At 43.0% G+C, this 20,249-nt stretch carries 22 protein-coding genes and 1 other RNA gene; 19 read left to right on the plus strand and 4 right to left on the minus strand.

The window, feature by feature from the left end; genetic code table 11:
- The first annotated feature begins 2 nt into the window (after window positions 1-2).
- The 15 genes from ACQRBJ_RS03665 (at window position 3) to ssrA (ending at window position 10,935) form a co-directional block, all read left to right on the plus strand.
- On the plus strand, window positions 3-695 hold the full coding sequence (locus tag ACQRBJ_RS03665; protein ID WP_153125355.1) for a queuosine precursor transporter: 693 nt from the start codon (window positions 3-5) through the stop codon (window positions 693-695).
- 54 nt (window positions 696-749) lie between these two features.
- A complete protein-coding gene (queF, locus tag ACQRBJ_RS03670) occupies window positions 750-1,208 on the plus strand; it encodes a preQ(1) synthase (RefSeq protein WP_295346011.1) in 459 nt (152 codons plus the stop codon).
- A gap of 352 nt (window positions 1,209-1,560) precedes the next feature.
- On the plus strand, window positions 1,561-2,076 hold the full coding sequence (locus ACQRBJ_RS03675) for a TlpA family protein disulfide reductase (protein ID WP_445302877.1): 516 nt from the start codon (window positions 1,561-1,563) through the stop codon (window positions 2,074-2,076).
- 887 nt (window positions 2,077-2,963) lie between these two features.
- Entirely contained in the window at window positions 2,964-3,497 is a 534-nt protein-coding gene (locus ACQRBJ_RS03680; protein WP_445302878.1) for a methylated-DNA--[protein]-cysteine S-methyltransferase, read from the plus strand.
- 30 nt (window positions 3,498-3,527) lie between these two features.
- Complete coding sequence (locus ACQRBJ_RS03685) at window positions 3,528-4,775, plus strand: MFS transporter (protein ID WP_217762071.1); 1,248 nt, start codon at window positions 3,528-3,530, stop codon at window positions 4,773-4,775.
- A gap of 2 nt (window positions 4,776-4,777) precedes the next feature.
- The gene (locus ACQRBJ_RS03690; protein WP_445302879.1) at window positions 4,778-5,257 is read left to right on the plus strand and encodes a DUF4186 domain-containing protein; all 480 of its coding nucleotides are present in this window, start codon (window positions 4,778-4,780) and stop codon (window positions 5,255-5,257) included.
- A gap of 551 nt (window positions 5,258-5,808) precedes the next feature.
- Entirely contained in the window at window positions 5,809-6,291 is a 483-nt protein-coding gene (locus ACQRBJ_RS03695) for a YbbC/YhhH family protein (RefSeq protein ID WP_445302880.1), read from the plus strand.
- Window positions 6,292-6,665: 374 nt separating this feature from the next.
- Window positions 6,666-7,349 (plus strand): hypothetical protein, encoded by a 684-nt coding sequence (locus tag ACQRBJ_RS03700; RefSeq protein WP_445302881.1) that lies wholly within the window; start codon window positions 6,666-6,668, stop codon window positions 7,347-7,349.
- 70 nt (window positions 7,350-7,419) lie between these two features.
- On the plus strand, window positions 7,420-7,710 hold the full coding sequence (locus tag ACQRBJ_RS03705; RefSeq protein WP_218416484.1) for a hypothetical protein: 291 nt from the start codon (window positions 7,420-7,422) through the stop codon (window positions 7,708-7,710).
- A 4-nt stretch (window positions 7,711-7,714) separates the two neighbouring features.
- Window positions 7,715-8,758: a hypothetical protein gene (locus ACQRBJ_RS03710; RefSeq protein ID WP_445302882.1), complete on the plus strand. Its 1,044-nt coding sequence runs from the start codon at window positions 7,715-7,717 to the stop codon at window positions 8,756-8,758.
- 39 nt (window positions 8,759-8,797) lie between these two features.
- The gene (locus ACQRBJ_RS03715) at window positions 8,798-9,157 is read left to right on the plus strand and encodes a hypothetical protein (RefSeq protein WP_445302883.1); all 360 of its coding nucleotides are present in this window, start codon (window positions 8,798-8,800) and stop codon (window positions 9,155-9,157) included.
- A complete protein-coding gene (locus ACQRBJ_RS03720; RefSeq protein WP_445302884.1) occupies window positions 9,144-9,539 on the plus strand; it encodes a hypothetical protein in 396 nt (131 codons plus the stop codon). The genes ACQRBJ_RS03715 and ACQRBJ_RS03720 overlap by 14 nt, the downstream gene beginning before the upstream one ends.
- A gap of 133 nt (window positions 9,540-9,672) precedes the next feature.
- Entirely contained in the window at window positions 9,673-9,966 is a 294-nt protein-coding gene (locus ACQRBJ_RS03725; protein ID WP_217761588.1) for a hypothetical protein, read from the plus strand.
- Window positions 9,941-10,408, plus strand: a complete 468-nt coding sequence (locus ACQRBJ_RS03730) for a hypothetical protein (protein WP_445302885.1) — start codon at window positions 9,941-9,943, stop codon at window positions 10,406-10,408. The genes ACQRBJ_RS03725 and ACQRBJ_RS03730 overlap by 26 nt, the downstream gene beginning before the upstream one ends.
- A gap of 129 nt (window positions 10,409-10,537) precedes the next feature.
- Window positions 10,538-10,935, plus strand: a transfer-messenger RNA (tmRNA) gene (gene ssrA / locus ACQRBJ_RS03735).
- A gap of 96 nt (window positions 10,936-11,031) precedes the next feature.
- On the opposite strand, the gene ACQRBJ_RS03740 is transcribed toward ssrA, so the two are convergent.
- Genes ACQRBJ_RS03740 through rsmA form a run of 4 tightly spaced genes read right to left on the minus strand, consistent with a single transcriptional unit; the run spans window position 11,032 to window position 14,339 of the window.
- Window positions 11,032-11,943, minus strand: a complete 912-nt coding sequence (locus tag ACQRBJ_RS03740; RefSeq protein ID WP_445302886.1) for a helix-turn-helix domain-containing protein — start codon at window positions 11,941-11,943, stop codon at window positions 11,032-11,034.
- Between the two features lie 40 nt (window positions 11,944-11,983).
- Window positions 11,984-12,916: a ribosome small subunit-dependent GTPase A gene (gene rsgA / locus ACQRBJ_RS03745; protein WP_441935997.1), complete on the minus strand. Its 933-nt coding sequence runs from the start codon at window positions 12,914-12,916 to the stop codon at window positions 11,984-11,986.
- Window positions 12,917-12,956: 40 nt separating this feature from the next.
- Complete coding sequence (gene frr, locus ACQRBJ_RS03750) at window positions 12,957-13,517, minus strand: ribosome recycling factor (protein WP_294970679.1); 561 nt, start codon at window positions 13,515-13,517, stop codon at window positions 12,957-12,959.
- 12 nt (window positions 13,518-13,529) lie between these two features.
- Window positions 13,530-14,339: a 16S rRNA (adenine(1518)-N(6)/adenine(1519)-N(6))-dimethyltransferase RsmA gene (gene rsmA, locus ACQRBJ_RS03755; protein ID WP_153125390.1), complete on the minus strand. Its 810-nt coding sequence runs from the start codon at window positions 14,337-14,339 to the stop codon at window positions 13,530-13,532.
- Between the two features lie 183 nt (window positions 14,340-14,522).
- Here rsmA and ACQRBJ_RS03760 point away from each other — a divergent pair, with 183 nt between their 5' ends.
- From ACQRBJ_RS03760 to ACQRBJ_RS03775, 4 genes are all read left to right on the plus strand, one after another.
- Complete coding sequence (locus tag ACQRBJ_RS03760) at window positions 14,523-15,545, plus strand: lysylphosphatidylglycerol synthase transmembrane domain-containing protein (protein WP_441932689.1); 1,023 nt, start codon at window positions 14,523-14,525, stop codon at window positions 15,543-15,545.
- Window positions 15,546-15,595: 50 nt separating this feature from the next.
- Complete coding sequence (locus ACQRBJ_RS03765) at window positions 15,596-17,059, plus strand: aminoacyl-histidine dipeptidase (protein ID WP_294970675.1); 1,464 nt, start codon at window positions 15,596-15,598, stop codon at window positions 17,057-17,059.
- 313 nt (window positions 17,060-17,372) lie between these two features.
- Window positions 17,373-18,299, plus strand: a complete 927-nt coding sequence (locus tag ACQRBJ_RS03770) for a magnesium transporter CorA family protein (protein ID WP_153125396.1) — start codon at window positions 17,373-17,375, stop codon at window positions 18,297-18,299.
- Between the two features lie 147 nt (window positions 18,300-18,446).
- Window positions 18,447-20,210: a DUF349 domain-containing protein gene (locus ACQRBJ_RS03775; protein WP_445302887.1), complete on the plus strand. Its 1,764-nt coding sequence runs from the start codon at window positions 18,447-18,449 to the stop codon at window positions 20,208-20,210.
- Window positions 20,211-20,249 lie beyond the last annotated feature (39 nt).

Below are 20,249 nucleotides of genomic sequence, written 5' to 3' on the forward strand. Positions count from 1 at the left end.
AAATGAACAAGAAAAAAACTCAAGTGAGTGTGCTGTTTATGCTTTTCAGCATTCTCTTCTGCGTTTGTCTCATTGCAGCAAACGTACTCGAAACAAAGCAAATCGCCTTCGGGCCAGTTTCCCTAACCGGTGGTCTCATCGTATTCCCAGTGAGCTACATCATCAATGATGTGGTATGCGAAGTATGGGGTTATCAAAAGGCACGTCTGCTGATATGGACAGGCTTCGCCATGAACTTCTTCTTCGTAGCACTCGGAGCCATCTGCGATGTCATCCCTGCCGCACCTTACTGGACCAACGATGCCGGCTTCCATGCCATTTTCGGTTTGGCTCCCCGCATTGCAGCAGCATCATTCGTTGCCTTCATCATCGGTTCGTTTGCCAATGCATACGTCATGAGTGTGATGAAGATTCGCGATGGTGGCAAGCATTTCTCGGCACGTGCCATTCTGAGTACCATTGCCGGTGAAAGCTGCGACAGCCTCATCTTCTTCCCATTGGCTTTGGGAGGTGTGGTTCCTACATCGGAGTTGCCTTGGCTGATGCTCTGGCAGGTCATCCTGAAGACGGCTTACGAGATTGTGGTATTGCCTATCACCATCCGTGTAGTAAAAGCCATCAAAAAGCATGAGGGAGAAGACGTCTACGACGAAAACATCTCCTACAACGTATTCAAAGTGTTTAGCCTCGGCTAAGCACTTTCATTTTTTAAGTAGAATAGAACATAGAAGCATTTAACAGAAAACAATATGACAGACAGAAAAGAAGATGGTTTGCAGGCTCTCGGAGCCAAGACCGAATACAGAATGGATTATGCACCAGAGGTATTGGAAACCTTTGTCAACAAGCACCCTAGCAACGATTACTGGGTACGTTTCAACTGCCCTGAGTTCACATCCCTCTGCCCTATCACAGGCCAGCCTGACTTTGCAGAGATTCGCATCAGCTATATTCCTGATGTAAAGATGGTAGAGAGCAAGAGTTTGAAACTTTATCTCTTCAGCTTCCGCAATCATGGCGATTTCCACGAAGACTGCGTGAACATCATCATGAAGGACCTCATTAATCTGATGGATCCTAAGTATATCGAAGTAACCGGTATCTTTACCCCACGCGGCGGCATCAGCATCTGGCCATACGCCAACTACGGCAAGCCGGGAACCAAATATGAAAAGCTGGCTGAGCAGCGCTTTGCTACCCATGAATAAATATGATTAAGACCAATAATAAATTCATGTAGTTTACATCAGCTAAACAGAAAAGTCCATGACAGTTTTTACCCCCGTCATGGACTTTTCTGTTTTACCTTCTATATCTCAGTTACCCTCCCATTATCCTTGCTCCAAAAATTCACCAGGCTTCATGCCAAACTGCTTTTAGATGGGTGCAAAGATAAAAAAACGGGGACTGCCTAGAAAGTTGCCTACGCCAGCAAGCCTGCTCCCCAAAAACATGCCGGGCCATCTTTTTGAAGATGCGCCCGGCATGTTTTTCTTTCATCCGATAGCGATTTCAAAAAAATATCCGTATCTTTGCAGCAGTTTTTAAAAACAAAGAAAAATGAAAAAAGCAATATTCTCTTTGCTCCTCATGGCAGCATCTGTCATCGGAGCCAACGCTCAGGGCAGCGCAACAACAGCCCAGAACCCACAGGATGTGGACGTACTCTATGCCAAGAATCTCCTGACTGTAGGAACAGAGGCCCCAGCCTTCCCTGCTCTCAAGAAGGGAACATGGACAGTATTGGATTTCTGGGCTACCTGGTGCCCTGATTGCCGCAGAGAGATTCCTACCGTCAAGGAGATGTTCCAGAAGTACGGCACCCGTGCCAAGTTCATCGGCGTATCCATGGATACCGACAAGCAGAAACTCGACAACTACACTCAGGCAAACGGTGTAGAATGGGAGCAGTACAGCGAGTTCAAGAAGTGGAAGGAAACCCAGATTTCCAAGGATTACAAGATTTCCTGGCTTCCTACCATGTACCTCATCAACCCGGAGGGCAAGGTTGTTTATACCACCGTACTCGCTGAGCGCATGGCAAAGAAGCTGGCAGAAATCTTCCCAGAGAAGTAAAGGCATCAGAATCGGGATATCCCAAAAGTTTGACGCACAAGAACTGTGCCTCAAACTTTTTTTTTATAGACTGATAATAAGTTTGTTTGGCTGTGGCAATACCTACTGCCTGCCGGGATGAGACTTTATCATGTCATATAGCCTGAAAGCATGCCATTTTGCCATTTTTTCTATGACAAGAATTGACAGAAATCAAGAAATGAAGCCTTTTTTGTGATTTCTTCCAAAAACATCGTGTGCGTACACAAAAAGGCATTACCTTTGCACTCGAAAAGATAAAATAAAGAATAATAAAGTAAAGAAAGGATAACAATTATGATGATGGTATTAGGAATGACATTGGCAGTTGTAGCTGCCCTTTTTGCTGAGGTTGTAAATGTCAACAAGAAGATTAGCCTCGGTAAGTAAGCTGGCTTTGAGAAGCATCTCAGGATGCTTTCAATAAAGCTTCAGCTAAAAGGTAAAAATTTGGTTAACAGTTTTTTGAGAGAAAGGGAAAAATTATGATAGTATTAGGAATTGTATTTGCAATGGTAGTTGCAGCTTGCGCTGAGTATGGTGCAAGAACAAACATGAAGGACTTCGCTTAAAAGCGATGTTTCTTCTCATTTGAGAGAATTTAAACAGTAGTTTCCATATATTATAAAAAGGAAAGGCAGTTGTAAGCATCTTCTAGAATGCTAACAATTGCCTTTTTCTTTTTTGATACATGCCTATGACAGCTTTATATAATGTCCCTTAGAGTTTTCAAACTGTTGAGTTAAAAAGAATATTCCATCCTACTTTTTTGCCAAATCCAATATTTTTTGTTATTTTTGCAGCAAAGTACAATATGACTCAGTCGTAAGTATGAAAATTCAAGAAGTAATGAAATAGTATTTAATACAATGCAGCAAGTAAACATTCAATATTACAATTCGCCTTGTGGAGAAATCATCTTGGCATCGGTGGGTGATGAATTGTGCCTATGTGATTGGAATGAAATGCCATGTGCTGAGCGCAATAAACTTCGACTTTTGAGGTATATAAAGGCTGAGTTCAAGACAGAAACATCTTATATCCTGGAACAGACCAAAAAGCAACTGGATGAATATTTTACCGGCAATCGCAAGACATTCGATATTCCGTTGCATCCTGTAGGAACTGATTTTCAGAAAAAAGTATGGAACGCATTGCTCGATATACCATACGGTGAAACCAGAAGCTATAAGGAAATAGCCATAAGTATGGGTACCCCCAATGGCACAAGAGCCGTGGCAGGAGCAATCGGATCCAATGGCATCAGCATTCTCATACCCTGCCACCGGGTTATCGGCAGCAACCATTCCCTGACGGGCTTTGCCGGAGGATTGGCCACAAAGAGATTTTTATTGGAGCTTGAAGCAGAACAAGAACAACATAAAATGTTGATTTTCAAATAAGATTAGTAAGAAAAACAAACAACAAAAGAGATGAATATTAAGTCAATAGGTAACAAAATCAAGGGTAATCCCAGGATGATAGAGGGCACAGTATATTCCATGCTCATCATCTGCAGCATTTCCCATTTTCTGAATGATATGATTCAGTCGATTATCCCTTCCATCTATCCGATTATGAAGGATAAGTTCGACTTCTCGTTTGCACAGATAGGTATCATCACGCTGTTCTTCCAGATGACATCTTCCATCCTGCAACCTTTCACAGGACTGTATGCCGACAAGCATCCCCGTCCCTATGCGCTCTCCATCGGCATGTGCTTCACATTGGTGGGCCTGCTCCTGCTGGCCTTCGCCGAGAATTATTTTCTGATTCTCCTGGCGGTAAGCGTCGTAGGTCTGGGTTCGTCCGTGTTTCATCCCACAGCTTCGAGAGTGGCACAGATGGCATCGGGAGGCAAGAAGAGTCTGGCTCAATCCATCTTCCAGGTGGGTGGCAATGGCGGTTCTGCTGTAGGACCGCTGCTTGCCGCCATCATCATCCTGCCTTTCGGACAGCATGCCATCTCCTGGTTTGCCCTTGCTGCCCTGCTCGCCGCCATCATCATGGTAAGATTGGGAGTCTGGTACAAGGCACGACTAGCTTACGTAGTGAACCATCCGCAGAAACAACCGCTTCTCAATACCCATATTTCTAAAAGGGTGAAATATTGGGCACTGTTCATCCTCATCATGCTCGTGTTCTCCAAGTATTTCTATACAGCTTGCATCACAAGCTACTTCACCTTCTTCCTGATAGATAAGTTCGGTGTATCTGTACAGACTTCACAGTTGTGCCTCTTCGTATTCCTTGCCGCCTTTGCCATAGGAACAGTGGCAGGTGGCATGCTGGGCGATAAATTTGGCAGAAAGTATGTCATCTGGTTCTCCATTCTGGGTGCTGCACCTTTCGCCATCGCCATGCCTTTCGTCAACTTCACGTGGGCCATCATCTGTACATTCCTGTCAGGACTGATTATCGCTTCGGCATTCTCTTCCATCGTGGTATATGCCACCGACCTGATGCCCGATAAAGTGGGATTGATAGCTGGCATCTTCTTCGGACTGATGTTCGGTTTGGGAGGTTTGGGCTCCGCTTTCTTCGGCTGGCTGGCCGACAAGACAAGCATTGAATTCATCTTCCAGGTGAGTGCCTTCCTGCCATTGCTCGGCATCATAGCAGGCTTCTTGCCGAATACGCAGAAGAGAAGCGTTGAAAAAACGGATGAAAAAAGAGAATAATTATGAGAAAAGATTCAGCAGTAAGCCAACCAAAATATATTGAACTGGATTTGTTTTCTGCAGAGGAAGAGAATCATCAGAAAGACTCTATCTCTTCAGAAAGCAAGGTAAACCATACTTCTCCAGGCAAAGAGTACGACTTGACAGAGCTGTTTGCAAGACTTTCCAAATCAACTTTCCGCAGTCGATTCCATCTATCGAAGAGGGATAAGGATTATATTGCAGAAAAGGGCTTGGCTACCATCCGTAAACATGCGGAGGATTTCGTAGCCAAACGCCTTGCTCCTGCTGTGATTCCAAATGACGGCAAGCAGACGCCGATGAGAGGTCATCCTGTATTTATAGCCCAGCATGCTACAGGCTGCTGCTGTCGTGGATGCTTCTTCAAATGGCATCATATACCTGCCGGAAGACAGTTGACAGAAGAAGAGCAGCAATATGCGGTAACGGTACTGATGGCTTGGATAGAAAAACAGCTTTGAAAAAGCTTCTCTTTTTCTGCTTAAAGCAGGACCTGCTCCGTACCTGCTCCGTACCCTCTCCGTACCAAGTCTTAGTTTCTGCAAAGTTTGCAACGTTTGCTGCAAACCTTGCAAAGAACTATTATTTTTAGGTCCAAAACTCTTCTTCGCCAGTGGGCTGCATCCTGCCCAAAGTAGCCATGACACACCATCCACTTGAAGTCATGTATTCCTATATCCAAAATGACTGGTAGTTAAAGCCTTAAGGTGACAGTTATTTTTTTATAATTTACATCTGTGCGAAAAACAACATTGCGTATTTTTCCTTAACTTTGCCACAAGTTAATAGACATTAATCACCTTTTATCGTCCGTTCGCCTATGAGTAAGTATTTTAGTATTTCTTTATTGGCATTTTTGCTTATGGTGGTGCCAAGTGCATGTTCTCAGAGTAAGCCAGACAGCTTACAGCTGGATAATCCAAGCTGCCAAGTGACAGCAATGATCCTGATAGACTTAATGAAAATAATATCAATTATATTTCTATAGAAAAAACTATAGTACAAAAAATAGATGTTAATAATTTTTTATATCAAACTTTTTAATAAAAATGAAAAAAACTTAGTGCTATTTTCGGCTTCAGTCTTCTTTTTTGCAATAGGCTATTCTTGCTGTCATTTTACAAGACAGGGTACTGATATTTCCAATAAATATATTTATATTGGAAATTGCGTTGATTCACTTATCTCAGAAAATTATAGGAGTAATTTTAACGATATTGAGTATGGGGATGGGGTGGACCCATATGGTGTGTATAATAAAAAAAATGGAATTGTTGAAAATGCAAATATGGCATATACGATTGCAAATACGATATTATCAAACATATATGGTGGTAATCAAATAAAAAATGAATACCCACTTAAAATAACTCTTATCAACAATCGTTTTTGGGTGATAGAAGGTAGCCTAAGCAAAGGTGAGACAGGAGGAACGGCAATCATTGTAATCAAGAAAGACGATGGTCAAGTTCAATATATTAATCATGTAAAATAGGTTGGTATTACAATTGTTTCATTTTTGCATAACAATATTAAATATCTATCAAATAGACAATAATACATTGTTGTGAAAAGTTGCATTGCCATAATATGATAGTATCGGCGAATTGGTACCACTGTAGTGCTGCTTTAGGCATTGTATTCAAGTCTGCTTCCCTACAACAGCAAGCTGGTAACGATTATCGGAAAGATTTCGATTGCTCAGGGCTGCCTTTGGGAGAGTATGTACTTTACATCCATGTGAACGGCAAAGCCTTTTCGGAAAAAGTGCACATCAAATAGCGAGGATGCAACTTCGTTTATAAATAACAAAATAAGATTACAATCTGTTGCCCAGTATGGTTTAACTATCTTTTGGAGGGAATTAAAATGAAAAAATATGTTTTTATAATATGTCTTTTTGTAAGTTGTAATATGCTTGCACAAAGTTTCTTTACTTTTCATAATGGGGAATTGATAGAAAAACGAAATTATGAAAAAGTAAAGTTACAGAGTATAGTCTGCTATGAACAGCATACTCCTAAAGATTCTTTAGTATATGATGGCAATGACGTGTTGTGCTTTCATCTTCAAGGGGATAGTATAGTAGAAATGCCATTATATCCATATATAAAATACTATTATTGTGAATTTGATGAGTCTTTACAAAACAATTATATTTATCATATGATAAAATATAAGCAATTGCAAGAACGAATTTTGTATTTTTTAGCTACTATTGATTCTGAAATAACCGACGATAGTGCTTTTGTTGAAAAAAGACAGACAATTGTATTCAATAAGGATAGTTATCGCATCAAATATAAAAAAATCAATATGAAATTTCGTTTTTTTGCCGAATTAGAAACATATCGTTATGAACCATTGGAGAGCATGTATATAAATATACATAATGGATTCTTAACCAAAGCATTGTTTAAGGGCAAGAAGACTGATGTTAATATTATCTTTGAATATCAAGATGGAAAATTAAAGAAGGAAAAAATATTTTATAGTACTACTCGCAGAGTGTCTTCTTACGAAGAATATTCTTACAAAACGAATGCCTCTTAGTTGATTTAATTTAAGAGTAAGTTCATATTAATGAAAAGATAGTCATGAATTTTATAATAACACAAAAGAAATGAAAAGAAAATCATTTAAAATTTTAGTTTTAATTTTAGTAGTCCTACATATTTATATTATATTAATGCGATGGGTATATTGGATGCTAGATTGGAATTATGGCCATTTTTACTATATCGAGTTTCCTGTTAATCAAAATGATACTCATAAGGTATTAAAAGATTTACATTCAGAAATACTATTTGATATATATTATTTGGCTTTTTCCACAATAGTTACAATAATTATTGCTGTGAAATATTTAAAACAACAAAAGAAAAAAAATGAGGAAGATAATCATTTACATTAGTATTATGTTTAGCAATTGTGCCTCCTTGGGGGTACAAAGCCGCGAACTTACTACCACCGCCAATCTCTCAAAAGGCGGTGACAGCATACACTATGACTTTATAACTGCGACAGTTCCGCAAAGTTCTAGTTTTTCGGAACAACTATGGGATTTCTCCAATTCCAAATATCTTGGGCAAGAGAAAGAAGTGTACTTTGTAGGAAACGATAGCAACCGCATCAAGATGATAGACAAGGATGCCATTCTCGATTTATCACAAGATAAGGAGCATTTGCTTCTGGAGCGATTGCAAACCCCATTGCTGAACATTGATTTTGGTAATTCTTTTGAATATCTCAAGTTCCCATTTCCCCTCAATGATTCCTTGGTCTGTCAGATTGAGGGCAAGGGGACTTATTGCTCAAAGAACAAACTTGTGTTATCAGGTACTTGCTGCACCAAAGCCATGGCAAAGGGAAAATTAATCATGCCATACAATGATTCTCTCAACAATACGTTATTAATACAAAGGAACATCGTTGCCAACATCGATGTTTCAAAGGACAGTCTCATGTCGGTAAGACAAGACGAACCTATGAAATTCAAAGCTGCAATCTTCGAGTGGTACGCCATGGGATACCGTTATCCCATATTGAAAATCATCGAGGCTTCCATCAAAAAGGGAGAACGCAAAGTCTTGGAGCAATCCTTTGCCTATGCTGCCAATATTGAAGGAATGAGCCATCTAGAGGATGAACAAAACAAGGAACTGAAGGATAAAATGCGAGGCATAAGTTTGGAATCAAATACCAAGCAAGGTGACATTTCCTATAAAGTATCAGTCAATGGCAAGAAGGTATGTTTGTCATACTCCCTAGTCTCAGATGCTCAGCTCAGATTTCTCATCTGCAATACTTCCGGTATGGTATTTAAGTCTGCTTCCCTGCAACGGCAGGCTGGTAACGATTATCGGCAAGATTTCGATTGCTCAGGGCTGCCTTTGGGAGAGTATGTACTTTACATCCATGTGAACGGCAAGGCCTTTTCGGAAAAAGTGCATATCAAATAGCGAGGATGCAACTTCGTTTATAAATAATAAGTCAAGCGTATGAAAAAGAAAAAATTTTTTATCCTCCCAATCTTGTATTGTTACCTAACAGTACAAGCACAGACCTCTTCCAAGAATTACCTTCTTGAGAAGCAGATGCTTGATGCCGCTGGCAACCAAGCCATCACAACGGTCACATATTACAATAGCCTGAGGTATCCAGTGGAAACGGCATCCTATGGACTTGGAGGGAATAGCAAGTTTGCCTATGAGTACCGCTATGATGAACGTGGCAGGTGCATTTGGAAGAGACTTCCTAGTTGCGAGTACCAGCAACTTTGGTACAACAATGCCATAAAACCTTTGCATATAGGAAAAATTATTCGTCGAAATAATCATTTTGAGTATGTATACGACTAAAAAAAGAACTTATTACGTATTAGGAACAATAGTACTGATACTTTCTACTGTCTTATCTTGCAAAAAAGCAACTATAAAAGAAATTCTTACAGATGACAGTTATTGCTATTGGCATTATATAGCTGGTAGAGCTACAACAGATACCATGAATTATTATGGCTGTTGTAGAGAAGAATCTGTTTATATGTATTTTGACAAGTTTGAAAATTGTGTTCAATTTGATGGGCGCAAAAAGCATTTTAGCGAATTTAATGGATACGACTACCAATACATTCCGACATGGAATATTACAAAAGACAGCATTCTTGACATGACGGGCATTACTTTTATTGTAAAAAAAATATACAAAAGAAATGATTATATTAAGTTCGCAAACCGGTAGGATAGATACATTAGAAAAAATATCAAATATTGATATTCCTAAAAATTATCGCAAGTACCAAAAATCTATCTTTTGTACAAGAAGGTTACTAAAAGACAAGTGATAAGATTGATTTAATATACATATAACGAATATGAAAAGAAAATCATTTAAAATTTTAGTTTTAATTTTAGTAGCTTTGCATATCTACCTCATTTTTATGAGATGGATATATTGGATGTTAGACTATCATTATGGAGATTTTGACTATATATTTTTAAAATTAGTTGATGTTCCTAATGGTTTTGAAGTTGTAGACAACCTATATAATGAGGTGTTATTTGATATATATTATTTGGCATTTTCCACAATAGTTACTATAATTATTGCTGTGAAATATCTAAAACAACAAAAGAAAAAAAATGAAGAAGATAATCATTTACATTAGCATCAGGGTTAGCAATTGTGCCTCCTTGGGGGCACAAAGCCGCGAACTTACTGCCACTGCCAATCTCTCAAAGGGCGGTGACAGCATATACTATGACTTTATAACTGCAACAGTTCCGCAAAGTTCTGGTTTTTCGGAACAACTATGGGATTTCTCCAATTCCAGATATCTTGGACAAGAGAAAGAGGTGTTCTTTGTTGGAAACGATAGCAACCGCATCAAGATGATAGACAAGGATGCCATTCTCGATTTTTCACAAGATAAGGAGCATTTGCTTCTGAAGCGATTGCAAACTCCATTGCTGAACATTGATTTTGGTAATTCTTTTGAATATCTAAAGTTTCCATTTTCCTTCAATGACTCCTTGACTTGTCAGATTGAGGGTAAGGGGACTTATTGCCCAAAAAATAAAATGGAGCTATCAGGCACATGTTGTACGTAAGAATCCACCAAAATCACCAGATATTTTGGATTTTACATTTTTTTTGAAGAAAACTGAAAAAAAACGCAAAAATATTTGGTGATATCAAAAATTCCTTTTATCTTTGCAACCTAGTATCAAAGAAATCTCGGGGTTGACTGGATTTGACGGCGAGATGAAATGGTATGTAAGCATGCGGAGGCTCGTTGGCTACCTCCTAAATCATAGTGAACAAAAAATTAATTGGCGAAAATAACTACGCTCTCGCTGCTTAATCGAAGTACAGTAGGTTAACTTAATTCCGGCACAAGGTGCTGGAACGGGACATCGCTCAACAGATGTAGTTCCGAATCTTGTTGATCAAGCGGTGCAGGCAAATCGGAAATAGTTCGGGTACGCCTCGTTGCCCGGATGAAATTTTAGAGGATAAGGGTATGGTTGGTAGTCCAGGTCTTGCCATACCTCGAAAATTGAAGTCTGGAATAAGCATGTAGAAAGCATATGGTTTCCTTGTGCGGACGAGGGTTCGATTCCCTCCAGCTCCACCCTAGAAACAAAAAGAAGTCGCTGATTCTTCAGCGACTTCTTTTTTTGCATATATGCGCCATTGAATATCCAAACTGCATATATACTATTGAGGATTCTTATTTTCTCAAACTTTCACGGTATTTCAGCGGCGACATGTGGAGATGCTCCCGGACATACTTTCCGAAGAAAGAAGTGTTGGAGAAGCCCAGAATGCCCGAAATTTCCTTAATCGACTTCGTGGTAGAACGGAGATAATAGGTGATGTCGGCAAGGGTATATTCCGTAATCCATTCTATCGCCGTCTTACCCGAATGGCGCTTGCTGATAATGGAGAGATACTTGGGCGTAATGCACAGTTGCTGGGCAAAATATTCTACAGGCTGGTGCTTGATTTCGCTCTGCTGCAACATCTTCAGAAACTTGTCGAAAAGATCACTCGTGCTGGAGACACTAGCATCCTTAGGCAAGCCATCGAGAAGCAGATTGCTTACGGCAAGAAGCGCACTCTTGAGCAGCGTCTCTACGATTTCACGACGATATGGCTTCCAGGAACTGCGGTCGCTGAAAGTAGGGTCGAGACAGAGACGCACCAGATCGGTAAATTTGGTATAGAATACCTGGTCGGTCTCGTTCATCTTCAATACCGACAGCTTGCTGATGTATACGGCACGGTTCCATACCGAGATGTTGGACTGAAGGATGTTCATCATGCCATGATTGCTGACGCACATTGCAGTGCCCAAAAAGTTAGACGACACCTCTATGATATAGAGCATGGAATTAGGTGGACTGATAAAAATATCGCCCTTCTCTACTACTACTTCCCGTCCGTTCAGATCAGCCTTCAAAGAGCCTCTGAGACAGGATGCAATCATGTTCATCTGCAACCTCACGGGGTCGGGATTCTGCAAAACCTTGAGATTGTCGATAATCAAGATATCCTCGTCGAGATAGCTAGCACTGATCTCGGCACTCTGAGCAAACTCACCTTCCTCGATGCGCTGCCTTACGTCCTTCTGTTCCTTCATTAATACGTTTTTAAATTCTTCATTCTTCGTTCTTCACTTTCTAGAAAGCTTCCCTGTACTTATTCTCGTCTTTATCCTCGAGCATAGAGAGATAGCTCTGATAGCGGCTGGCTGCGATATAATGCTCCTCTACCGCCTTGATGACCGCACAACCCGGTTCGTGGGTATGGGTGCAGTCGGAGAACTTGCAATCCTGTGAGAACTTGAATATCTCCTTAAAGTAACTGGTCAGCTCTTCCTTCTCGATATCAAAGGTTCCGAAACCCTTGATACCAGGAGTATCTATGAGATAGCCACCTTCCGGCAACTCCAGCATTTCGCTGAAGGTTGTGGTGTGCATACCGCAGTTGTGAGCCTCGCTGATTTCGGCTGTACGCTGTTCGGCATCAGGAATCAGCTGGTTGATGAGGGTAGACTTTCCTACTCCACTGTTGCCGCTGAGCAGCGATTTCTTCTCCTTGATGAAAGAGCGTAATTCGTCAACACCTTCACCTGTGGCTGCCGAAAGTTCAATACACTGGTAGCCGATGGTTTCATAGAGTGTGCGCATCATCTTCTGATAGTGGAGCTCTTCTTCGGTAAGAAGATCGGTCTTGTTGAAGATGATGATGACTGGCACTCTATATGCCTCGGCACCTGCCAGGAATCGGTCGATGAAAGTGGTAGATGTCTGTGGGTAATTCACCGTAACCACAAGCAGTGCCTGGTCTACATTGGCAGCCAGGATATGACTCTGCTTGCTGAGATTAGGCGATTTACGGATGATATAGTTTCGGCGGTCTTCGATGGAAGAGATGAAGGCGGTACCTTCCTGGTTGGTGATGAGCTGCACATAGTCGCCCACAGCCACCGGATTGGTAGTGCGGATGCCCTTCAGTCGGAAATTGCCTTTAATTTTACTTTCAATCAGCTGGCCATCGTCAGTCTTGACGGTGTACCAGCTGCCTGTATTCTTAATAACGAGTCCTCTCATTATCATTTATTAATAATGTTAGCCTAAAAAAGCTATTTTTTTAGACTGTCATGATTTCCTTTTCCTTCTCGTCCATCAAACCTTCGAGCTGCTTGATGTACTTGTCGTGAAGCTTCTGCAAATCGTTCTCAGCATCCTTCTCCAAGTCCTCAGAAAGACCGTCCTTGATGGCCTTCTTCAGTTTTTCCTTGATATCCTGACGTACATTGCGAACCTCAATCTTGGCACGCTCAGCAATCTTGTTGCACTGCTTAACGAGTTCCTTACGGCGCTCACCTGTAGGCTGAGGGATACCAAGGCGTACGATTTCACCATTGTTCTCAGGAGTGATACCTACGCCACTATCCATGATTGCCTTTTCGATGTCCTTGATGGCCTTCTTGTCCCAAGGGCGAATGGCGATGGTACGGGCATCAGGAGTGGTTACGGTAGCCACCTGGTTCAGAGGAACCATACTGCCATAGCTGTTAACACGCACGCCGTCGAGGATAGCCACGTTAGCGCGACCTGCACGAATATGCGAGAGCTCTTCTGCGAGATACATTGCTGCCATCTCCATACGCTCACCTGCAGAATTCAAAGTTTCTTTTACGTCTATCATAATAATATGTTTTTATTTTATTAATTCTAACCTTTTCAATTCTTCGCCCACATAGTTGGTCAGTTCTACGAACTGCTGGATAGTGAGCTGTTCCGGACGCTTGGTCATGATGTCGGTGGTGTAGAAATCCTCACGTGGTGTTACACCAGGGAACATCTGCTTGAGACTCACACGCAACATCTTGCGGCGCTGGTTGAACACGGTCTTCACCAATCGCTTGAAGAGTTTCTCATCACAACCAAGATCGGTCACCTCGTTGCGGGTCATACGGATTACTGCACTCTTCACCTTGGGCGGCGGATTGAACACACCCTCGTCTACGGTGAAGAGATACTCTACATCATACCATGCCTGAATGAGCACGCTGAGGATGCCATATGCCTTGTTGCCCGGCTCGGAAGCCATGCGGAGTGCCACCTCGCGCTGTATCATACCCGTACAGCAAGGAATGAGATCCTTGTAGTCGAGCATCTTGAAGAAGATCTGCGAGGAAATGTCGTAAGGATAATTGCCCGTGAGCACAAACTGCTTTCCATCGAATATTTGGTTGAGATCCATACGCAGGAAGTCCTCTCCGATGATGTTATCCTTGAGCGTCGGGAAATTCTCATGTAAATAGGCCACCGACTCAGAGTCGATTTCCACTGCCTTTACGGGGCGAGGCTTTTCTACGAGATATTGGGTAAGAACGCCCATACCCGGTCCGATTTCCAGAACAGGTATATTAGGGCAGGCATCCACCGTATCAGCGATGCGCTTGGCTATGTTGAGATCAGTAAGGAAGTGCTGACCTAGATTTTTCTTTGGCTTTACAGCTTTCATACGTTACAAATATATTTTTTGCAAAAATACGATTATTTTTCGAGAAATAGCCCATTGAATACATTTTTTTTAAACTTTTATAGAAAAAAGAGGGAAAGAAATGAGGGGCAAGCGTTTATTTATGCTAAAAATATGCACTTTCGTGCGATATTGACAAGAAAAGTATTAACTTTGCATCTAATTATGGATATAAAGAAGATAGCAAACAACATTTGGAAGGTGGGGCTATCGCTCGTACTGGGTGGTGCCATCCTTTATTGGATGTATCGGGGTTTCGACTTCAAGCAGGTGGAGGACGTGGTGCTCCACAAGATGAGCTGGACCTGGATGCTGCTGTCGTTCCCCTTTGGCATTACAGCGCAGCTGTTCAGGGGATGGAGATGGAAACAGTCATTGGAGCCACTGGGCGAAAAAGCACGCACACATGTAAGCGTGAACTCCATCTTTCTATCATATGCACTGAGCCTCGTCATCCCAAGATCGGGAGAATTTGCACGATGTGCCGTGCTGAAACGATATGACGGCGTATCCTTCCCTAAAGCTCTGGGAACGGTGGTTACGGAGCGAGCCATCGACTCGCTGCTGATACTTCTCATCACCGGAATGGTGTTTCTGATGCAGATACCAGTATTCCTGAACTTCTTTGACAAGACGGGTACCAGCATGGACAGCATCCTGGGAAAATTCACCGCCACGGGCTATTTCGTAACGGTAGTCTGCGGCATCGCTGTACTCATCCTGCTGCACTTCCTGCTGAAGAAACTCGCTATATATAATAAGGTAAAAGCTACGCTGAGCGGACTGTGGCAGGGCATTATCTCATTGAAGGGCGTGAAAAACGTACCTCTCTATATAGCCCTCACGCTGGGCATCTGGCTGAGTTACTTCTTCCACTATTATCTCACGTTCCAGTGCTTTGAGGCGACATCGCATCTCAGTCTGATGTGTGGACTGGTAACCTTCATCGTGGGCAGCATCGCAGTCATCGTACCGACTCCCAACGGAGCAGGTCCGTGGCACTTTGCCGTGAAGACTATGCTCATTCTCTACGGCATCCAGCAGAACGATGCCCTCTTCTTCGTACTCATCGTCCACTCGGTGCAGACACTGCTCGTCATCTTTCTGGGTATCTATGCCTGGATTGCCCTGGCGTTTACGAAGAAGCTAAAAGCGAAGAGTGAAGAGCAAAGAATTCTCTTGCTTTAGGGCGTATGTCCAATTAAACATGAAACATTTAACATTAAAATAAAAATATTATGGCTGACATTAAGAATCTGAGTCCAGTTGAAATCTGGCGCAACTTCGACAAGTTAACACAAGTTCCACGTCCATCAGGACATTTGGGGAAAATTCAAGCTTATTTGCTCAACTGGGCAAAGGAAGCAGGTGTAGAGGCATTCCAGGATGCTGCGGGCAACATCGTAATGCGCAAGCCTGCCACTCCTGGTATGGAGAACCGCAAGGGCGTTATCCTCCAGGCTCACATGGACATGGTTCCTCAGAAAGCACCTGAGAGCAATCACGACTTTGAAAACGACCCTATCGAAACCATCATCGATGGCGACTGGGTTCGTGCTAATCATACTACCCTCGGAAGCGACGACGGTCTCGGCGTGGCTACCATCATGGCAGTCATGGAAGCTAAGGATTTGCAGCACGGTCCGGTAGAGGGTCTTATCACCGCTGACGAAGAGACAGGCATGTTTGGTGCCAACGGTCTTCCTGAGGGCGAGCTGAACGGCGATATCCTCCTGAACCTTGACACAGAGGTTTGGGGCGAGTTCGTCATCGGCAGCGCTGGCGGTATCGACATCACAGCAACACTCGACTATCAGGAGGTAGAGACTGACAAGGACGACGCAGCCGTTAAGGTTACCCTGAAGGGCTTGAAGGGCGGTCACTCAGGCATCGAGATCAACGAGGGCAGAGCCAACGCCAACAAGTGCATGGTTCGCTTCGTACGTGAGGCTATCTCAGAGCTTGATGCACGTCTGGCTTCATGGCAGGGCGGCAACATGCGCAATGCCATCCCATTCCAGGCACAGGTAGTATTGACCTTGCCGAAGGAGAACATAGAGGCTTTGAACGACATGGTAGCCGACTGGAAGGATGAACTCATCGACGAGTTCCAGGGTATCGAGGTAGCAGAGAACATAGAGTTCTTCACAGAGAACGTAGAGACTCCTGCCAAGGAGGTTCCTCAGGAGATTCAGGACAACCTGGTAGATGCCATCTTTGCTTGTCACGACGGCGTACTGCGTATGGCTCCATCTATGCCAGGCATCGTAGAAACCTCTTCAAACCTCGCCATCATCGAGATTGGCGAAGGCAAGGCAGCCATCAAGATTCTGGCTCGTTCCAGCCACGAGTACTACAAGATGTATCTCGCAACCATGATGGAGAGCTGCTTCAACATGGCAGGCATGAAGGTTGAATTCAGCGGTGCATACGGCGGCTGGAACCCTAACCCTAAGAGTGACATCCTGGAGCACGTACTGAAGGTTTACAAGGAGCAGAACGGCAAGGACGGCGTAGTTCAGGCTGTTCACGCTGGTTTGGAGTGCTCTATCATCCTGGGCAAGTATCCTCACCTTGATGTGGTTTCCTTCGGTCCTACATTGCTCAGCCCTCATACTGCAAACGAGCGCTGTCAGATTAGCTGCGTGGCTCCTTTCTGGAACCTGATGAAGCAGCTGTTGGCTGAAATTCCAGCAAAATAAGCAAGCAGAAAATTACAAAAAGATTAAAAAAGAAAGCCGGGAAAGAAATTTCTCGGCTTTTTTGTCCCTTTTCTCAATTAAAATCATTAACTTTGCAGGCGATTTCGCGAGGCTTGTCATACCGTAGTAATATACGATACAACGACCTTGCACAAGTTTCAATTAATTATTAACAAAAATGGACGATTATCACGCGGAGAATTTCAATAATCAGTAAGGCGTGGAGATTCAGCAACCATAAAGATCGCACCAAGGCGATTCCTCAGGCTAATCTCCATACCTAAACCTTTTATTTTGTGGAGAATAGCAAACAATGAAGACTTTTTGGAATATAGACAAGAAACTGACTGTGCTCAACGAGTGGCAGCCAAATTGCTGGATACAAGTAACATGTCCAACCGACGAAGACCAGCGCCTGCTGGAAGAAGAATTCAAGATTCCTGATTATTTCCTCTCGGACATCAGCGATACTGACGAGCGTGCCCGCTACGAATATGACGACGGCTGGATGCTCATCATCCTGCGCATCCCTTACGTGAAGGAAATCCGAAGCCGTACGCCGTATACCACCGTGCCTCTGGGTATCATCCACAAGCGCGATGTGACCATAACCGTGTGCTATTACGAGACCAATATGATGATAGACTTCGTTAGCTATCAGCAGAAGCGCAACGAGGGATTCACCGATTATGTAGACATGATATTCCGTCTCTTTCTCTCCTCTGCCGTATGGTATCTGAAACGATTGAAACAAATCAACTCGCTCATCGAGAAAGCCAAGCGCAATCTGGACCACGGAGTAAACAACGAGAGCTTGATAGGACTCAGCCGCCTGCAAGACTCTCTCACCTACTTCAACACTTCAATCCGCGGCAATGAAAACCTTCTTTCAAAGCTGAAGTTCAAGTTGCAGGTGGACGAGTTGGATGCTGATTTGATTGAAGATGTCAATATCGAGATGACACAGGCGAGAGAGACGACCAGCATCTATTCCGACATTCTGGAATCAACCATGGACACCTACTCCAGCATCATCAACAACAACATGAATACCACGATGCGTACCTTGACCAGTATCAGTATCGTCATGATGTTGCCAACTCTGATTTCCTCTCTCTTCGGTATGAACCTGATTAACGGAATGGAAGAAAGCCCATACGGCTTCGCCTTCGCCCTGGTTCTCTCATTCGTAGTATCAGGTCTCTCGTGGGGCTTCCTGAGATATAAGCGACTGTTATAAAAATATAAAAAATCGAATGTCTTACAAAGATATTCGATTTTTTTATTTAAGTTTGCAAATTATTAATAATAACAATGTGTGGCCGAATCGCTTTTTAGGAAACGACTACCGGCAAAGAAACTCGAATCATAAACTAAACAAAGTGAAATGATGGACTCTCTAGAAAACGCTCTGCTGCAGCAGGGCACCATGGAAGAACCTGCCAAGAAGATATACTCTTCCAAGCAGGAAGTACTCGAAAGAGTAAAAGAAATCGCACGTAGTGCAGAAGCTCCTGTGAAAGAAGAGCTTGATTTATTAAAGACAGTTTTCTACAAGTTGCACCTTGCAGAAAGAGATGCTCAGATGAAAGAGTATCTCGCAAAAGGTGGCGACCCGGAGAAATATGTACTTCTTCCAGATGATACTGAAGAAGCCTTTAAGGCAGAAATGCAGATTATCAAGGAAAAAAGAGCTAAGATTTTCCTTGCTCAAGAAGAAGAAAAGCAAGAAAACTTAGCTAAAAAACTTGAGATTATCGAGAAGATTAAGGCAATGACTACTTCACCTGAAGAGGTTAACAAATCATACCAGGACTTCAAGGCACTGCAGCAGGAATGGAAGGAAATCAAGGCTATCCCTGCTGACAAAGCTAACGAAGTATGGAAGAACTACCAACTCTACGTGGAGCAGTTCTACGATCTTCTGAAGCTCAACAATGAAGCACGCGAATATGACTTCAAGAAGAATCTTGAAGCCAAGACTAAGTTGTGCGAAGCTGCAGAAAAACTGGCAGAAGACACCGATGTCATCTCAGCCTTCCACCAGTTGCAGGATCTCCATCAGCAGTATCGTGAAATCGGTCCTGTAGCCAAAGAACTGAGAGAGGAAATCTGGGCTCGCTTCAAGGCAGCCAGCACCATCATCAACAAGAAGCATCAGCAGCACTTCGAGGACTTGAGAGCCAAGGAGGAAAAGAACCTTGCTGACAAGACCGCACTTTGCGAAAAGGTTGAGGCCATCAACCAGACAGAATACAAGCAGGCGTCTGACTGGGAGAATGCTACAAAGGAAGTGATTGAGTTACAGCACGAATGGAAGAAGATCGGTTTTGCTCCACAGAAAATGAACGTGAAGATCTTTGAGCGTTTCCGTATCGCCAACGATACTTTCTTCAGCAACAAGGCAGAATTCTTCAAGGGACTGAAGGATCTATATGCCAGCAATATCGCCAAGAAGCAGGAGCTCGTGGAAAAGGCTAAAGCTTTAGCCGACAGCACAGAGTGGAAGAAGACCGGCGACAAACTCATCTCACTGCAAAAGGAATGGAAGAAAACAGGTGTCGTACCTCGCAAGCAGGGCGACGTTCTGTGGAAAGAGTTCCTGACTGCCTGCAACAAGTTCTTCGATGCCCGCAACAAGCAGAATGCCGGTACACGCAGCGAGGAACATACCAACCTGGAGAAGAAGCGTGCCATCATCGCGCAACTCAAGGAACTCATCGAAAATGCAGGCGAAGGCTTCCAGAAGAAAGTTCAGGAGTTGACCGCACAATACAATGCCATTGGTCATGTTCCTTTCAAGGAGAAAGACAAGCTGTACGAAGAATACCACAGCGTACTGAACAAGGTATACAAGGAGTTGCGCATCAGTAACGGCAAGCGTCATCTCAACAACTTCAAGAACAATCTGAAGAATGTTGCAGAGCAGGGCACTAATGCCTTGGACAACGAGCGTGGCAAGTTGTTGCGGCGCTACGACCAGCTGAGAAACGAGATTACTACCTATGAGAATAACCTCGGCTTCCTCAATGCAGCCAGCAAGAAGGGCAACAGCCTCGTAGAGGAAATGAACCGTAAGGTAGAAAAACTCAAGGCAGACCTCGAGATTATCAAGCAGAAGATCAAGGCTATTGATGCCGAGAACAAATAAAACAACAAAACCCAGGGCGCTTGCCCTGGGTTTTGTTGT

This window comes from Prevotella sp. SGI.167, from assembly GCF_050313615.1.
Lineage (GTDB): Bacteria > Bacteroidota > Bacteroidia > Bacteroidales > Bacteroidaceae > Prevotella.

Excerpts from the sequence above, each read along its gene's own strand:
- ACQRBJ_RS03695 (WP_445302880.1), top strand. The coding sequence starts at position 5,809 with ATGTTAATAATTTTTTATATCAAACTTTTTAATAAAAATGAAAAAAAC.
- rsmA (WP_153125390.1), bottom strand. The coding sequence starts at position 14,339 with ATGAAAGCTGTAAAGCCAAAGAAAAATCTAGGTCAGCACTTCCTTACT.
- queF (WP_295346011.1), top strand. The coding sequence starts at position 750 with ATGACAGACAGAAAAGAAGATGGTTTGCAGGCTCTCGGAGCCAAGACC.
- ACQRBJ_RS03775 (WP_445302887.1), top strand. The coding sequence starts at position 18,447 with ATGATGGACTCTCTAGAAAACGCTCTGCTGCAGCAGGGCACCATGGAA.
- ACQRBJ_RS03690 (WP_445302879.1), top strand. The coding sequence starts at position 4,778 with ATGAGAAAAGATTCAGCAGTAAGCCAACCAAAATATATTGAACTGGAT.
- ACQRBJ_RS03730 (WP_445302885.1), top strand. The coding sequence starts at position 9,941 with ATGAAGAAGATAATCATTTACATTAGCATCAGGGTTAGCAATTGTGCC.
- ACQRBJ_RS03740 (WP_445302886.1), bottom strand. The coding sequence starts at position 11,943 with ATGAAGGAACAGAAGGACGTAAGGCAGCGCATCGAGGAAGGTGAGTTT.
- ACQRBJ_RS03680 (WP_445302878.1), top strand. The coding sequence starts at position 2,964 with ATGCAGCAAGTAAACATTCAATATTACAATTCGCCTTGTGGAGAAATC.
- frr (WP_294970679.1), bottom strand. The coding sequence starts at position 13,517 with ATGATAGACGTAAAAGAAACTTTGAATTCTGCAGGTGAGCGTATGGAG.
- ACQRBJ_RS03760 (WP_441932689.1), top strand. The coding sequence starts at position 14,523 with ATGGATATAAAGAAGATAGCAAACAACATTTGGAAGGTGGGGCTATCG.
- ACQRBJ_RS03710 (WP_445302882.1), top strand. The coding sequence starts at position 7,715 with ATGTTTAGCAATTGTGCCTCCTTGGGGGTACAAAGCCGCGAACTTACT.
- ACQRBJ_RS03685 (WP_217762071.1), top strand. The coding sequence starts at position 3,528 with ATGAATATTAAGTCAATAGGTAACAAAATCAAGGGTAATCCCAGGATG.
- ACQRBJ_RS03770 (WP_153125396.1), top strand. The coding sequence starts at position 17,373 with ATGAAGACTTTTTGGAATATAGACAAGAAACTGACTGTGCTCAACGAG.
- ACQRBJ_RS03725 (WP_217761588.1), top strand. The coding sequence starts at position 9,673 with ATGAAAAGAAAATCATTTAAAATTTTAGTTTTAATTTTAGTAGCTTTG.
- rsgA (WP_441935997.1), bottom strand. The coding sequence starts at position 12,916 with ATGAGAGGACTCGTTATTAAGAATACAGGCAGCTGGTACACCGTCAAG.
- ACQRBJ_RS03675 (WP_445302877.1), top strand. The coding sequence starts at position 1,561 with ATGAAAAAAGCAATATTCTCTTTGCTCCTCATGGCAGCATCTGTCATC.
- ACQRBJ_RS03700 (WP_445302881.1), top strand. The coding sequence starts at position 6,666 with ATGAAAAAATATGTTTTTATAATATGTCTTTTTGTAAGTTGTAATATG.
- ACQRBJ_RS03705 (WP_218416484.1), top strand. The coding sequence starts at position 7,420 with ATGAAAAGAAAATCATTTAAAATTTTAGTTTTAATTTTAGTAGTCCTA.
- ACQRBJ_RS03665 (WP_153125355.1), top strand. The coding sequence starts at position 3 with ATGAACAAGAAAAAAACTCAAGTGAGTGTGCTGTTTATGCTTTTCAGC.
- ACQRBJ_RS03765 (WP_294970675.1), top strand. The coding sequence starts at position 15,596 with ATGGCTGACATTAAGAATCTGAGTCCAGTTGAAATCTGGCGCAACTTC.
- ACQRBJ_RS03715 (WP_445302883.1), top strand. The coding sequence starts at position 8,798 with ATGAAAAAGAAAAAATTTTTTATCCTCCCAATCTTGTATTGTTACCTA.
- ACQRBJ_RS03720 (WP_445302884.1), top strand. The coding sequence starts at position 9,144 with ATGTATACGACTAAAAAAAGAACTTATTACGTATTAGGAACAATAGTA.